This is a genomic window from Streptomyces sp. NPDC056128 (genome assembly GCF_042263835.1).
GTDB lineage: Bacteria > Actinomycetota > Actinomycetes > Streptomycetales > Streptomycetaceae > Streptomyces.
Map to the genome: position 1 here is coordinate 617,797 of NZ_JBHJVQ010000002.1, position 14,326 is coordinate 632,122.

The 14,326-nt window shown below is 71.4% G+C and carries 10 protein-coding genes and 1 pseudogene; 3 read left to right on the top strand and 8 right to left on the bottom strand.

All coding sequences use genetic code 11. The features are described from left to right. Positions 1 to 47: 47 nt before the first annotated feature. From ACFC1X_RS06730 to ACFC1X_RS06745, 4 genes and pseudogenes are all read right to left on the bottom strand, one after another. Positions 48 to 1,112 (bottom strand): AAA family ATPase, encoded by a 1,065-nt coding sequence (locus tag ACFC1X_RS06730; protein ID WP_376349368.1) that lies wholly within the window; start codon positions 1,110 to 1,112, stop codon positions 48 to 50. A gap of 96 nt (positions 1,113 to 1,208) precedes the next feature. Next, positions 1,209 to 2,744 (bottom strand): annotated as a pseudogene (locus ACFC1X_RS06735) (SAV_2336 N-terminal domain-related protein); the annotation flags it as partial. Further along, a complete protein-coding gene (locus ACFC1X_RS06740) occupies positions 2,666 to 4,201 on the bottom strand; it encodes a hypothetical protein (RefSeq protein ID WP_376349370.1) in 1,536 nt (511 codons plus the stop codon). The gene ACFC1X_RS06740 and the pseudogene ACFC1X_RS06735, both read right to left, overlap by 79 nt. After that, complete coding sequence (locus ACFC1X_RS06745; RefSeq protein ID WP_376349372.1) at positions 4,185 to 9,350, bottom strand: hypothetical protein; 5,166 nt, start codon at positions 9,348 to 9,350, stop codon at positions 4,185 to 4,187. Before ACFC1X_RS06745 ends, ACFC1X_RS06740 begins: the two co-directional genes overlap by 17 nt. Positions 9,351 to 9,428: 78 nt before the next feature. Here ACFC1X_RS06745 and ACFC1X_RS06750 point away from each other — a divergent pair, with 78 nt between their 5' ends. Next, positions 9,429 to 10,193 (top strand): hypothetical protein, encoded by a 765-nt coding sequence (locus ACFC1X_RS06750; RefSeq protein WP_376349374.1) that lies wholly within the window; start codon positions 9,429 to 9,431, stop codon positions 10,191 to 10,193. Positions 10,194 to 10,238: 45 nt separating this feature from the next. Here ACFC1X_RS06750 and ACFC1X_RS06755 read toward each other — a convergent pair whose 3' ends face one another. From ACFC1X_RS06755 to ACFC1X_RS06770, 4 genes are all read right to left on the bottom strand, one after another. Continuing rightward, positions 10,239 to 11,057, bottom strand: a complete 819-nt coding sequence (locus tag ACFC1X_RS06755) for a hypothetical protein (protein WP_376349376.1) — start codon at positions 11,055 to 11,057, stop codon at positions 10,239 to 10,241. Positions 11,058 to 11,152: 95 nt separating this feature from the next. Continuing rightward, on the bottom strand, positions 11,153 to 11,527 hold the full coding sequence (locus tag ACFC1X_RS06760) for a peptidase inhibitor family I36 protein (protein WP_376349378.1): 375 nt from the start codon (positions 11,525 to 11,527) through the stop codon (positions 11,153 to 11,155). 208 nt (positions 11,528 to 11,735) lie between these two features. Continuing rightward, entirely contained in the window at positions 11,736 to 12,632 is an 897-nt protein-coding gene (locus tag ACFC1X_RS06765; RefSeq protein ID WP_376349380.1) for an alpha/beta hydrolase fold domain-containing protein, read from the bottom strand. Then, positions 12,629 to 13,186, bottom strand: a complete 558-nt coding sequence (locus tag ACFC1X_RS06770) for a quercetin 2,3-dioxygenase (RefSeq protein ID WP_376349382.1) — start codon at positions 13,184 to 13,186, stop codon at positions 12,629 to 12,631. The genes ACFC1X_RS06765 and ACFC1X_RS06770 overlap by 4 nt, the downstream gene beginning before the upstream one ends. 106 nt (positions 13,187 to 13,292) lie before the next feature. Between ACFC1X_RS06770 and ACFC1X_RS06775 the strand changes: the two genes are divergently transcribed. Together ACFC1X_RS06775 and ACFC1X_RS06780 are read left to right on the top strand one after the other, a co-directional pair. After that, a complete protein-coding gene (locus ACFC1X_RS06775) occupies positions 13,293 to 13,736 on the top strand; it encodes a MarR family winged helix-turn-helix transcriptional regulator (RefSeq protein ID WP_376349383.1) in 444 nt (147 codons plus the stop codon). Positions 13,737 to 13,853: 117 nt separating this feature from the next. Further along, on the top strand, positions 13,854 to 14,321 hold the full coding sequence (locus tag ACFC1X_RS06780) for an Asp23/Gls24 family envelope stress response protein (RefSeq protein ID WP_376349385.1): 468 nt from the start codon (positions 13,854 to 13,856) through the stop codon (positions 14,319 to 14,321). Positions 14,322 to 14,326 lie beyond the last annotated feature (5 nt).

The following is a 14,326-nucleotide window of genomic DNA, read 5'->3' on the forward strand; positions in this document are numbered from 1 at the left end:
ACGCTCCGCGACTGCCTGGCGGTCAGCGCCGGCGCGGACGGTATCGGTCAGTGGTCGTTCAGCCGTCGCCAGACCGAGGCCATCAACTCGTCCCAGTGACCGTCCCGCGGTGGCGGACTTCCCTGGGTCTTGAGATGGACGGCGTTGAGCAACTGGTCGATGGCCAGACTGCCGTGGTCGACGCTGCGCTGATGGAAGGCCGCGATGATGTCCCGGGCCTCCTCGGCGACCTGGGTGGAGAAGTGGGCCGCCACCATGGTGGCCAGCGCGTCGAGACCCGGGATGGGCAGGTCCAGCCGCAGACAGCGCCGCAGGAACGCCGGGGAGAACTCCCGCTCGCCGTTGCTGGTGACGACCACCACGGGGAACTCCCGGCACAGCACCCGCCCTTGCGTGATCGGCGCCCTGCTGTGACCGTCCTCGGTGAGCACCGACACCTCCCTCTCGCGTGACCGGACCAGCTCGGGGACGACGTACGCGCCCTCCTCGAACACGCTCAACAGGTCGTTGGGCAGGTCCAAGTCGCTCTTGTCCAACTCGTCGACGAGGAGGACACGGGGCCGCGCATGAGGGAGGAGCGCGGTGCCCAAGGGGCCGAGGACGATGTAGTCGCCGATGGAGTGCGGCTCGGTGAGGTGATCGGGATCGCCGGCTCGCGCCGCGGTGGCGGCCGACTTCGTGGACTCCCGCAGTACGGCGGTGTCCTGTACGCGGCCGATGGCGTCGTAGGCGTACAGGCCCTGCTGGAGAGTGGTGCGACTGCTGACAGGCCAGTACAGCACCGGGCCCAGCTGCAGTTCATGGGCGATGTGGTAGGCCAGGGTCGACTTGCCGGAGCCGGGCGGACCCGTGACGAGGAGAGGCCGACGCAGACACAGTGCCGCGTTGACCACGTCCAGCGCCGCTGCCCCCAGGGGCGCGGTGTGGGCGAACGCACCCAGCCTGCGGTCCGTCTCGAGTTCCTCCTGGAACGGCGGCGGCAGCAGCGGCCCGCCGTGGAAGGTGCGCCACGGCGGCGCGGGCGGCAGCTCTGCCGCTTCGCCCGGGCGGAGGACGCCGTCGCCGCGGAAGACACGCCACTCACGGGTGGCGCTGCTGTCTGAGCTGGGCACGGTCACGGGTTCCTCCCCTGACGGCGACATGTGGCGCGTCCGCTTCCGCCGTCCCGGCGGAGGTTCACGGACCTCCATCCTTTCCGAACAGACCGGTCATGGACCACCGATGCCGGAGGATTGCGTCTGTTCGGGCTGCTCGGCCCCTTCGGTATGGGTGAAATGCGCCAACTCGCCTTCCAGGCGGCGCGCGTGCGCGTCGTAGGGGCCGGACAGTGCCTTGAGCACAGCGAGTTGCACGCGCAGGAACGGCTCGGAGCGTTGCGTAACCGTGCTGGTGCCCGGTTCCTGGGGGTTTCTCAGAAGCCGGTCCCAGCCCTGGACCTCCGAGACCCCCAGTTCGTGCTCCAGGAAGTGGGTGGCATCCTTGAAGACGTCGGCGGTCGTCGGCTTGTGCAAGGACGCGAGCAATAACTCCCTCACACCTGTGCGGAACTCGAACGTCACACGGTCGTGGCTGCGTATCTCGGCGCGGTCCACAACCGGTACCAGGAGGTCCGCGATGAAGATCTCCGACAGCAGGTCCGGAGCCGTCCCCGGCAACAGCCGGGACTGCATCCGGTGCATCACCGGCAGATTGAGCGGCACTCCGGACAGTCGGGTGGCCAGCTTCTTGGCGTCCTTCGAGGCCGACCCGAAGTCCCGCAGCAGGTCCTGTGCCGTGGCGGACACCGTGCGGCCGGATGGCTGTGGTGCGGGAGCGGCTGTGGCCGTGGCGGGCCCGGGGGCGTCGGCGGACACCAGGATGGTCGGCAGATTGCTCCAGCCCTCGGGGCCCCGGGCGAGGAACTTCGCCCAGCGGTGCAGGTGGTGCTCGCGCAGTGCCAGCACCGGCACGGCGACCGTCCCCGGGACCGCGCCCTCGCAGTCGACCTGGGCTGCGGGTGCTCCCCGCAGCGGTGAGCGCAGCGCTCGGGGCTGGGGCACGATCGCGGTGCTGGGCCACAGCGTCTCCGGCAGCAGATGAACGACGGCGACCGGGGACCGCAGAGCCCAGGAGTGGAGTCGGGGGACGACCGCACTGGTGCGCCAGGCCATGGCCAGCCCGTCGGTGAGCAGGAGCACGGGGCGCGCCGCCCGTGCAGCACCGGACGGATCCGCGCCGTCCGGAGGTGAGATGTCGAGGGGGCCCGGCGCCGACTCCGTGTCGAGCGTGACCAGGGACTCCTGGCGGCACAGCCCCATGCGGACCAGAAGCGCGACGAGTTCCTCCACCACGGGACGCCAGAACTCCATCGTCAGGCTTCCGTCGGCCACCACGGTGAGCTCCCAGGGAGCCGTGTCCGCGGGACGGGGGCCCTCCGTCTGCCAGACCGGGCCCGGCGCGGGTGGCCAGGCGAGGTCCCGCGGTGCCGCGCCGGCGACGGACGTCGTGGGCAGCAGCGGCTGAAGTGCCTGGGCGATCCGGCGCTCCGCGAGGAGTGCCGCCGCCGGAGACGTGTTCGGCGCGACCCAGGCCGGGCGGCGCAGCGACCGGCCCATCACCCACTGGCCGGCGGCGTCCTGGGCGCCTCCCGAGTCGCCCGGCCCCTCGGGTTGAGCCGACCGCGTGTTCACGAACTGCTCCAGGGCGTGCCGAGGGGTCCGTCCGCGTCGGGCTGTTGCGTCGGGTCGTCCCACAGCACGACGACATGCCGGTCCAGCTGTCCGTCTCGCCGCAACCGCCCGAGACGCTGCGGCAGTTCGGCCAGCCGCCCACCCGACAGCAGTTCCTCAGCGGCCGCGCGGAACCCGGGCCGCTGACAGTCGAGGCGGTCCCACACCACGATCGGCAGGCCGTGCCAGAGGGCCGCGCGGACTTCGGCGTACCCGTCGCCGTCGTACGAGCCGGGAGGTCTGCTCAGGACGTACGCGACCAGGCCCGGGTCGTCGGCGAGCGCGTGGGTCATCCGCTCCAGAGCTGGGCGGCCGTTGGACGAACTCCACAGGACGCGCCCCTCGCTGCGCAGCAGCCGCTGCCAGCGGGTGTGCCAGTTGTGGTGCGTGCCACGGGCACGCATCCGGTCCAGGCTGCGGACGATGACCGGGCGGCTCGGGACAGTGGCGCCGGTGGCCTCTCCGGCCGGCTCGGACATGCTTGAAGCGCCCCATCGTTCCACCGGGGAATTGAGCAGCTCCAGCGGCAGGATGAACTCCACCGCAAGGTCCGGCACTTGCCGCCAGTGCGTCTTTTCCTCCGCGTCCGTCAGCATCCGGGCAACCGCCTGCTCCAAGTCGTCCCGGGGCGCCACGCTCTCCGCCAGACGGTACGGTGACCAGCGGTCCGGGTCCGCCTGTGCCCAGCAGGTGAGGTGGTAGCGATCGGGGTCCAGGACGTTGGGGACGAGCTGCACGATCACCGACCGGGTCGGAGGACCGGACGGCTGCTCGGTGGCCTCGGAGCGGTACTCCTCCGCCTGACGGTCGTACTCGTCCTCCAGCGCGCTGTGCCGTGCCCAGGCGCGGGCCCGGGTCTCCAGTTGCCGACGGCGTTCCTGACCCAGCTCCGAGCGTACTGCGGGGGAGTGGACGAGCAGGAGCAGGAAGGCCAGAGCCGGTGGCAGACCGGAAGGCGGCGCGTTCCACGTCGTCAGATGCACCAGGGCGTGCCAGGCCGTGCCGCCGGTGGGGCCCTCACCCGGTGGGAGCCTGCCCTCCGTCGCCCGGTTGACCAGCCGTGGCAGGTCGGTCGGCACCAGCACCGAAAGGAGAGCCCGCAGAGCGTCCCAGTCGGTGTCGGGGTGGAATGACAGGGCCTGCCACTCCTCGGCGAGCTGCTCCACAGTCTTCGTCGTCTGGGGCGAGGCGCCCATGAGGTGCAGCGTTCCCGCGAGGCCGGCGAGTCCGAACGGCTCCCTCATGCAGGCCCTGACGAGCGCTTCGACACGACCGTGGGCGCTTGTGGAGGGCTGGAGGGTGTCCACGGCCGGGTGCTGTCCGAGGTGACGGCTCAGTTCGTCGAAGCGCGCGAGCCCCGTGTCCAACAGCACGGGATCACTGATCAGCACGTGGACCACCTCGGATGCCACCCGGAACTGCGCACGGACGGCAGACCGCCCGGGCTCCGGGCCGTCCGCCCGCAGGTCTGTGACGTCACTCACCACGACCACCGCCCGTCGTCGGTCCGTGCCCCGTCGGACCCTCGATGTACCGGCCCAGTCGCCGGCTCAGCGCCGTGGCCATACCCGTCAGGACATCCCTGACTTCGGTGCTGGTCACCTCACCGGACGCGAGGCGGTCGGTGATCCAAGCCGCGGTGGTCCGGGCGTCGCCCGGTGGGCTGGTGTCCCAGGGGACGGGCAGCCAGTGCAGCACCACCTCCGTGGCGGCCTCGTGCAGGATCGGGTCCGCGGGTGTCAGGCCGTGCAGGATCGGCAGCCAGTCGCCCAGCAGTCCCAGCCCCACCAGCCGTGCCCGCTCCAGGCTGGGGTGGTGGCCCCGGGTGTCCAGCTGCCGCAGCCAGGAGCGCGCTTCCCGCATGGCTCTCAGCCGCTGCCCCTCGCCCGCCAGCCGACCGAACCAGCCCACGGCGGTGACGGCATGGGCGGCCAGGGCGAGCTCGACGATCCCGTGGTGCGAGTGGCCGTACGTCACCAAGGTCCGGGCGGCCCACTCGGAGCGGGCCACGTCCTCGACGAACGGCCTCGCCTCCACGACCCCCGCATAGGCAACGGCCTGGACGAACCGCAGCACCTCGGCGGGGGAGGCGGCCGCCTCGCCTCCGGCGGCCGCCGCATCGTCCCAGCCCGCCGGGCGGTGTGCGAGGACACGGGTGAGGGCCTCCTGCGACAGCGTCAGGCGTTCCGGACGGCCGACCGCGGTGAGCAGGAAGTCCATGCCGCTCATGTGGTCCATCGCGAGCCGATGGCCCTCCTCGTCGTCGTGCTCCAGGAGGGCGGCGAGCACGTCGTGACCGACGTCCGCGACGTAGTAGGTCTGGGCCCATGTCCCTCTCATCGCGTGCTCCGCGTCCAGGGCCCGCACCACCCGGGAGGCCGCGTGCAGCAGCTGGACGTGCAGCACGTTCGACTGCTGCCCCACGGCCCCGATCAGAGCGGCCAGCCCGTCCAGCCACCGCGGATCCCCGGGCCGGGGGCGCGCGATCAGGCCCCTGACCAAACGCTCGGCCAGTGACATGTCCGCGAGGGCGAGACTCTCCACCACGGAGGCGGCGGCGAGCAGCCGCTGCCCGGAGGATCCGGGGGTGACCAGGTCGAGCAGCTGCCGGGGCGGAACCTCGCCGTCGGACAGCAGCCGGTGGGCGGCGGCGACCGCCTCCCGGTCGGACCCCTCGGCGAAGGCGTCCATCGCCTGCCGGCGGCCGTCGCCTTCGGCGCCGGTCAGCAGCAGGCCTGCGAGCGGATCGCCGGGGCAGGCCGCGCGGCGGTGCCCCGCCGCGGTGGACAGCATCTCCGACCAGTTCGGCAGCTCGGTGAGCCCGGGATCGAAGCGATGGTCCAGCAGCACTTCCAGGGAGTCCGCGTCGTGCGACTGCGCCACGACGGACAGCAGTTCGCCGCGTTCCCGCGCCAGGGCGGCGCTGTCGGTCAGGCGCGTGGCTTCCCGGGCTTCCCGGTCCGCGGCGGCGAGCCGTCGGCGGCATGCCGCGTTCCGCGCCTTCCGGGCGTCGGGAGTGAGTTCTACATCGAGCGCGGTGAGCGCGGCGGCGGCCTCCTGGACGACCGGCCAGGGCCGCCCGGCGTCGAGGCGTTCGGCCGGATAGCCGGACAGGGTGAGCAACTGCCCCTGGCCGATGGCCCTCAGGGCGGCGGCCTCCACCTCGACGGGCACCGTACGGCCCAACACGGCGACGACCGCGCTCCGCAGGGACCTCCGCGCCGCGTCCTCACCCGTGGCGCCGGCGCCACGTACGGCGGCGCTCATGGCCCGCAGGCAGGCCACCACGGCTTTGGCGGGAGCATCGTCGGACGACACCACCTCTTCGAGCACCGACCAGGCGGCGTCGGCACGCAGCAGGGTGAGGGCCACGGCTGCGCGGTCCCAGTCCCGCACCGCCGCCGGATCCGACGCCAGGACGTGCCCCTGCCGCTCGACGAAGCTCCGCGTCAACTCGGTCGGTACCCGGGGCGCTTCACGCATCAGCCACGCCCCGTACCGGGCGTCCGCATGGGCGGCGCGCTGCCACACCCGTTCCAGGACCGCCCGGTCGACGTCCGGAAGCCCGACGAGCATGCGTGCCGGCTCCTGCCACTCGAACCGCAGGACGCGCCGAAGCAACTCCGCCTCGTCGTGCGTCGCCAGCCGGGCCAGCAGACGCCCCGCGCAGTAGGCCTGGAAAAGCTCGTGCCGGAACCGCACCAGCCCGTGCGCCACATCAAGGAACTGGGAGGCTACGACCTCGTCGATCACGGCCCGCCAGTCCTGGCGCACTTCGGCCAGCCGGGGCTCCATCCGCTTCAGAGGCATCGGGCCGTGCTCGACGAGCAGTTCGGCGACCGATTCCAGCAGGTCGAGCTTCTCCTCAGGAGTGAACCGCAGGTCCGGAGGCTCGTCCAGCCGGTCTCGGTGGTGCCGCTCGGCCAGATACCACGTGGAGAACACGGCGAACAGCTCACCGGCCGTGCGCGGCGGCGTCGCAGTGGAGCCGTGGGACTCGACAGCCATCCACAGGAACAGTGGCGTGTGCAACAGCTCCAGCAGTCCGGCGGAGACCAGACCCTCACCCGGTTCACCCTCCCGACGTCCGGCCGGTGGGAGCCCTTCACTGAAGAGCGAGGTGAACCACGGCGTACTGTTCGGGTCGGCGAGGCGTTCGGCCGCATAGTGGCGGGCCTGTTCCGTCGTGACGGGGTGCAGGGTGATCGCCGGCGCCGTGAGCGGTTCGGCCGCCGGAGCCGTGGGGTAGGCCGAAGTTCGCTGACCCAGGACCACCGGCGTGTCCCGGTACTGCGTGCGTAGGGTTCGCAGCCACCGCAGCACATCGGCGCGCTTGTGCGGGGGCACCTCATCCAGGCCGTCGACCAGCAGCTGCAGCCCCCGCAGCATCAGGAGCCGGTCGCAGGCGGCGCCACCGAGCCGGGCGCCGGCGGTGCAGGCACGGGCCAGGACCTCGCCGTAGGCACCGGGTGCCGCCAGTGCCGTCGCGAGGTCCGCGGCGTGCATGGACAGCGGCATCCGCGGGGGCAGTGCGGGATCCGTGGCCTCCCCGGTCACGGCCCCGGCGTACAGACGCTCCAGTACTTGGAGAATCGTTGACTTCCCGGCGCCCGCCCGGCCGACGAGGGCCACCGAACCGTAGCCGGCGGCAAGGCGCAGGGCGTCTTGGGGCCGTTCGGGGGGCGTCCCGCCCGGTGAGTTGGAGGACGGCGGGAGCGCCTCGCCGGACACGGATCCGTGCAAGGGGATGAAGTTCGTCCCGGTGCGCAGCAGTTTGCGCAGCCGCTGATCCGCGGCGTCGGCGCACATCACGCGCACGGCCCGGTCGCAGGCCGTCCGCACCGCCTGCCGTACCGGGGGGTGTGCGCGACCGCCCGGACGCCGGTCCAGTTCGGACACGAGCTCCAGAAGCAGCCGCAGTTCGTCGTCGTGTCCCGGCTCCAGCTCCGGGAGCACCCGGGCGGCCAGCTCGTGCAGTTCCGTCGACGGCCAGTAGGCGAAGCAACCCGGTGTGCCGGTCTCCTCGCCCTTCAGGAACTCGCCCGCCACACCGGCGGCTATGAGCGCCGCCGCCACGGTCTGGGGTGTCTGCGCCTGCCGGGGCCACTTCAGGGTCCGGCAGGCCGCGAGCGTGAGCTGCGCCAAGTACTCGTGCCACCACGGCTGCCGGCCCTCGGCCGGATAGCCGAAGCGGACAGCGGCGCGCACGTGCCAGAGGAGGCGGAACGCCACCCGGAAGGCCGGGGACTCCCCCGCTAGGGCCCATGCCGGCGACTCGGCACCGTCGCCGTCCGCCTCCCGGCCGCCGTCCTCCTCGCCGTCGGCGCCGTGGAGGGAGGCGACGGCGAGGCAGCGGTTCAGCCGGATCAGTTCCGGTGGGCTCAGCGCCGGGGCCACCACATTCCGCAGCAGATTGATCTCCAGCCAGGCGGGATCGCCCAGCAGGGGAAGATCCTCGTCGACCCGCGCGTGATCGATGAGGTACGGCTGATCGTCGGCCTGAAGCACCTTGCGGGGGGTGTACCGGTCGTCGGCGGTGAGCACATTGCGTGGATTGAGGTCGTCGTGGACGGTGGCGGTCACCCAGCCCTCCGTGACACCGCAGATGATGGACCGCAGCCGGGCGAACGGATGACCCACGAGGTGCTCGCCGAAGCGCAGGCCGTGAGTCTCCGGTACCGCGTCGTCGCCCAGCAGTTCGCGTACGAGACTCCAGTAGCCGAGAACGCGCGTGCTCACCACCCGGGCCCTCAAGGGCCCTTGGACGGTGCACGTGCCGTCGGCCCGCACGTCGGAGACCTTCAGCTGCCTGGTGGCCCTCGCCGTCGGCCGCACCTCGATCCGGGTGTCGTCCGACGGGTGAACGGTCAGTACCCCGCTCTTCAGCCGTCCCTTCTGCACCGGTACGGAGATCCAGGACCCGACGGCGAAGCGGGGATCGCCGTCGCCCGTACCGGCTGAGCACGAGGCCGCGAACAGGTCCGCCGGATACACGTGCCGCACCGCGTCACCCGGCTGTGCGTCCTCGTCCAGCTCCACGACCAGGTCGGCGCCGAGCCGGGGGTTGAGCCGCTGGAGCCGTCCGCTGGTGGGGTGGGGGCGTGCCGCGCGTGACAGCGTCCCCCGCAGCCGCCGCACCAGCCGGTCCACGAGCAGCACCGCGCGGCGCGCCGCCTCCTCGGAACCCTCCATGGCCGACTGTGCGAGCTGCTCCAGGGTGACCACCGGAAACCCCGGTTCCCCCATCCGCTCGCTGACGTGCACATACACGACCGCCGCACGCTCTCCGGCCGGTGGCCCGCCGGGCTCCAGCAGAGACTGGCTCACGGCGGCGATCTCCGTGAGGTAGGCCGCCTTCAGCTCGGACATGTGGTCGCGGTAGGCCTGCCACTCGGTCCGGGCGGTCTCGGCGTCCTGGAGTTTCACCACGTACCACACCTCGGACCCCGGAGAACCGCAGAGGACCTTGATCTCCAGAACCTGTGCCCCGCTGAGCCCACCGGAGATCTGCCGGACGACCTCCACACCGTGCACCGGTCCCCGCAGACGGCCGTCGCCTTCGCCCTCGTCGATTCCGTGCAGAAGCCAGTCGATCTCCGGCCGCTCCTCGTCCGGGATCTCACAACCGGGCGGGAATCGCACTTCCACCTTGTCGCCCCCCAGCCCAGTCGGTTCACTGTAGTTTGGCATCCGGGCGGGCACGGGGGGACGGGGACGCGAGTGCTGGAAGCCATCTGGACCGGTCTACTGGTCGCGCTGCTGTGCTGGATCGCATCGGTGCTGTGGAACAACCGCCGCAGGTTGCCCGTACTGGTGGCCTCCTGGCGCCTCTTCGGCGAAGTGCGCGTCTCCGTCGCGTCGTTGCTCCGTGTCCAGGACGACGACCGGTATCTCCTGCTGCACTCGCCGTACCGGCCCGACTCCTACGGTCCGCCCGGTGGTGTGGTCAAGTACCACCCGGCGGCGCGCCCGGCGCTGGACCGGCTCGGGTTCCGCGAGGAACCGCGGGTGGACCAGCGCATGCGCAGCGATCTGCGTGGCTTCTTGCCGGGCCGTGCGCTGCCTGGCTTCGTCCGCTGGCTCGACCGTCAGGAGGACCGCGAGTCGGCGCTCGAATGCGTGCGCCGCGAACTGGCCGAGGAACTCGCCGAGATCGGCCACCAAGAGCTGACCGCCGGCATCGACCGCCTCCACTTCACCCATGTGCGGCACGTGGTGGACGGCCCGCTGAAGGTACCCGGACGGCCCTACCGCGTGGTCCGCCTCTTCGACGTCTGGGACCTCAGCCCCGACACCCCCGAAGCCGTGGCGCTGCGGGACGCGTTGACGGCGCTGGCCTCTGACTCCGCGGACCACGGTGTGCTGGTCGCCACTGCGGACGACATCGTGCACGGTCGCCGCCGCCACGCCTATCTGGCCCCGCACGCGGCCTACTTGATGGGGGAACGCCGCTTCCACTCGGACCTGCCGCCCCTGAACTCGTGAACCGCTCTCGCGGCGGGTGGCCGGTCCGCGCCATGGCGATCCCAGTCAGGAGTCGCCGAGCTCCGTGAGCCGGTCCAGTGCGGTCTGCTTCGCCTGCTGGAACCGGGCCAGCTCCTCTCCGGCCTTCGCGCGCACCGGCTTCTCCGCCCGCGCCTGGACGTCGACGATCCGCTGGTGCGTGTCCGTGGAAAGCTGGCAGGCCAGATCGTCCCCGGCCAGGTCCAGTTCCCGGTCTCCCACGGCGAGAACCCGGTCCCGATCACCCTCCGCCTGCGCCAGTCGGTCCAGGATCTCCTTGCGGGGGTCCTCCAGCGTGGCGTAGGAGTAGCCCAGGTCCGCCATGCACCCGGCCCAGCCCCTCTCCACGTCCTGGAAGTCAGGTGAGTCCAGGGTTCGCCGGATGACCTCATTGCTCAGGTCCTCGACCGTGTAGCGCAATTCGGCCCAACCTTGGCCGTATACCTCGTCTCGCGCCTTCTGGGCGCAGGAGTCGGGGTCGTAGCTGATCTGCCGTCCGCTGGGCAGCGAGATCTCCACATGGTCGTCCAGGCTGCCGAGGAGCGCCTTCTGCCAATCCTCCCGCTTCGCTTCCGAAAGACCGGCCAGCATCTCCCCGTTCGGATCGTCCGATGGTCCCTCCAGCGCCTCACTGGTCAGTCCGTAGCCGTCGCTCTTCGACCACTGCGGCGACAGCACGGTGTAGGGGTTGACGGCGGCTGCTCGTCGCGCGTCAGGGGCGGGGCCGATCCGGTAGTCGTACCCGCGCTCACGCATACAGGTCTGGATCAGTGTCTCCTCGGACTCCCGCAGCGCCGTGTGCTCATCGGCCGAGTAGTACATCGCGCCCGCCAGGGGCAGGGGCATGGGTACGTCGGGTTCCGTCGCGGCCTCACGGCCGGGTGCGGCGCACCCGGCCGTGAGGAGCACAGCGGCAGCTGTCCACAGCAGTCGGCGCACGCTCAGCAGACCCAGATGTTGGAGCCGACGCCGTCCTTGAACTTGGTGGTGCTGGTGTCCGAGACGACGTAGCCGCGCAGGAAGCCCTGGGACTCGCCTCGGAACCAGGTCTTGGTGAACAGCGTGACGTCGCAGGAATTTCCGTTGTTGTACAGCGACTTGGCATTGTCGAACTTGTCGTACTGTCGCAGGTCGCTGTTGTTGCCCCAGACCTGGCCGGGGGTGCCGCCCCCCTTGGTCTTCGAGTAGGCGCACAATGCACCAGATTCACAGTCGTCCCAACTGGCCTGCGCCGGGGTCGCCGTGAGGCTGACCCCCAGCGCAGCCACCAGCGTGCCGCCCGCTGTGATGGCCGCGACCCTTGTCCTGAATCCCATGATGGATTCCCCCCAGTAGCTCACCGGCACTCGTGCTGATCACGAGTGGAAGTCGACGATGGTCAGGCTAGGCGGCCAGGCATGGGAAAGGCCCCTGCAACTATCCAGGGTGCGGAGAGACGAAGGGGCGGCCAGCGCCGTGTCGCGGCAGGGTCCGGGTGGCCCGTGCGCAGGCGGAGCGGAACCAGACGCGTTCTTGTGGCTCGCGTCAGGACACCAGGCGAAGCGCGAACGCGAGGGAGTGGGTGAAGATCTGCTCCACCTGGGTGTCGGGTACGCCGTGCCAGCCGTGGTCGGCGTTCGGGATCGTCCACAGTTCGGCCGGTGACGAACCGGCCGTCTCCAGTGCCGCGGCGAGGGCTTCGCTGTGTGAGCAGGCGACCATGGAGTCCTGTTCGCCGTGAACGAGCAGGAACGGGGGCGCGTCGGCGTGGACTTGGGTGAGGGGGCTGGCCGCTCGGGCGCGTTCCGGGGCGGTTGTTGGTGGCGTGCCGAGCATGAGTGCCTCGGGGGAGGCGGGGTCCTCCGGGGTGAAGGGGCCTCGCGCGGTGGTCAGGTCGCTCGGTCCGTACCAGATCACCACCCCGGCCGGTGAGGGGTCGGTGTGGGTGAGGGCGAGGAGCGACGCGAGGTGGCCGCCGGCGGACTCTCCCCACGCCACCGTCCGCCCGGTGTCGATGCCCAGTTCCGCGGAGCGCAGCGTGAGCCAGCGCAGTGCGGCGCGCAGGTCGTCGAGCGGGGCCGGGAAGGCGGCCTCGCCGCTGAGCCGGTAGTCGGCGCAGGCGACGGCGAAGCCCTCGGCCGCGATGCGCGCGAACGGGCCCGGGGACCAGTGGCGCGTCCGCATGCCCAAGTCGTCGCGCCGCCCCCGCCGCCAGGCGCCGCCGTGCACGAACAGCACCAGCGGAAGCCGCCCGGCCCCGGAGCGCTCCGGCAGCCACAGGTCGAGCTCCAGGGGGCGGCTGCCCTCCACAGGGAGGTACGGCACGCCGCGCAACTCGCGTACGCCGTGCTCGTTCAGGGGCGCGGACGGGAGCGGAGCGTGGTCGGGGTGGGGTGCGGAGATCAGATCGCGCAGCGAGGGGCCGGAGTCCGCATCCGTCATGGCGTCCGCCACTGGTGGTCGGGCAGGAAGCGCACGTCGAACCGCTCGGGCACGGTCGCGAACTTGCCGGGGGCCGGGACGACGGGCGCGTGGGGCAGTCCCATGTGATCGGCCGGTACGCCGAGGTTCTCGAAGAACCGCTCGAAGGTTCCTCCGGGGCCGGCCGCGACGCCGACGACCTGGCTGTGGTGGCGCTCCATGCGGTAGGCGTGCCGGCAGTTCTTCGGTACGAAGCCGAAGTCGCCCGGGGTGAGGAGCTTCTCCTGCTGCTCGCCCTCGGTGTCCTCGACGAACAGCCGCACCGCGCCCTGCGTGATGTAGAAGACCTCGTGGGTGTCGGCGTGCACATGGGCGGGGATGACGTCGCCCCTGGGGCCCTCGACGGTGAAGAAGTTGAAGGTGTTCTCGGTCTGCTCGCCGCCCGCGTAGATGGTGATCAGGTCGCCGAACAGGTGGGCCCGGTCGCCCTCGCCCTTCTCGATGAAGTAGGGCTTGCCCGGTTCCGCGGGGATGCGTGACGCCCGCCGGTAGGGGGTGGCGTACTCGATGGTCATGCCGTCTCCCTGGATCGACCTCCGTGGTGAATGTCAGGTAGCCTGACATGAGACACTGTCGGTAATCAAGCACTGGATGTGAGCCCGGCCCCCTCGTGAGGAAACGATGCAGTCCACCCGCCGCTACCTTCCGCAGTTGCTCGGCGAGGCCCGGCGGTGGTTCGAGGAGGGGCTGCTCGCCGCCCTCGAAGCGGCCGGTGCCGTGCCGGTGTCCCCGACGCAGGCGCAGCTCTTCGCCGTGCTGGACGACCAGGGCGCCACGGTCTCGGAGCTGGCCCGGCGTATGGGCGTCACCCGGCAGACGGCGCATCAGGCCGTGCACGGCCTGGTCGCCGCGGGGCTCCTCGATCAGGTCGCCGACCCCAACTCCCTCCGGCAGCGGCTGATCCGGCGGACCGAGGAGGGGGAGCGCGTGCACCGCCAGGCCGGCCTCATCCTCGAGCGGCTGGAGGAGCAGCTTGCCGAGCGGATCGGCGGGGAGGCGGTCGACGCCCTGCGGGCGGCGCTGGAAGCGCCCTGGGGGCGTCCGCCCGGCCCGGGCTCGGGCTGAATGTCCGCATACCTCTTATCGGGCTAAAATGTACATATAAGGTTATCCGGGCTTTCCGGTCTTCTTGGTTGAGCGGCAGGTCCACCCCGCTCGGCGCCCTCTCAGGAAGGCAAGACGATGACGGACACCTCTCAGCGCAGTGACCGTGGGACCTCGACCGGGCCGTCCGCTGTCGGCGGGCGGGGTCAGTCAGCGGGCCGGGGGCGCACGAGTATCGCGGACATCGTGGTGCTGAAGATCGCCGCGATGGCGACCCGCGAGGTCGGCGGGGTCCACGCGATGGGCAACGTCTTCCGCCGTGCCGCGGGCGCGGTACGGGACGCCACTCCCGGCGCGGGGCGGGCGTCCGTGACCCGGGGGGTGAAGGCCGAGGTCGGGGAGCGGCAGGCGGCGATCGATCTGGCGATCGTGGCCGAGTACGGCGCCCGGATCGGCGACGTGGCCGATGAGGTGCGCGAGAACGTGATCTCCACCTTGGAACGGCTGACCGGGCTGGAGGTCGTGGAAGTGAACATCTACGTCAGCGACGTCCATCTCCCCGACGAGGAGGAGGACGAGCCGGAGGGCCCGCGGCGCGTCGCGTAGCGGCG

Coding starts and splice junctions, on each gene's coding strand:
- ACFC1X_RS06755 (WP_376349376.1), bottom strand. CDS start 11,057: ATGCCCCTGCCCCTGGCGGGCGCGATGTACTACTCGGCCGATGAGCAC.
- ACFC1X_RS06760 (WP_376349378.1), bottom strand. CDS start 11,527: ATGGGATTCAGGACAAGGGTCGCGGCCATCACAGCGGGCGGCACGCTG.
- ACFC1X_RS06765 (WP_376349380.1), bottom strand. CDS start 12,632: ATGACGGATGCGGACTCCGGCCCCTCGCTGCGCGATCTGATCTCCGCA.
- ACFC1X_RS06770 (WP_376349382.1), bottom strand. CDS start 13,186: ATGACCATCGAGTACGCCACCCCCTACCGGCGGGCGTCACGCATCCCC.
- ACFC1X_RS06775 (WP_376349383.1), top strand. CDS start 13,293: ATGCAGTCCACCCGCCGCTACCTTCCGCAGTTGCTCGGCGAGGCCCGG.
- ACFC1X_RS06780 (WP_376349385.1), top strand. CDS start 13,854: ATGACGGACACCTCTCAGCGCAGTGACCGTGGGACCTCGACCGGGCCG.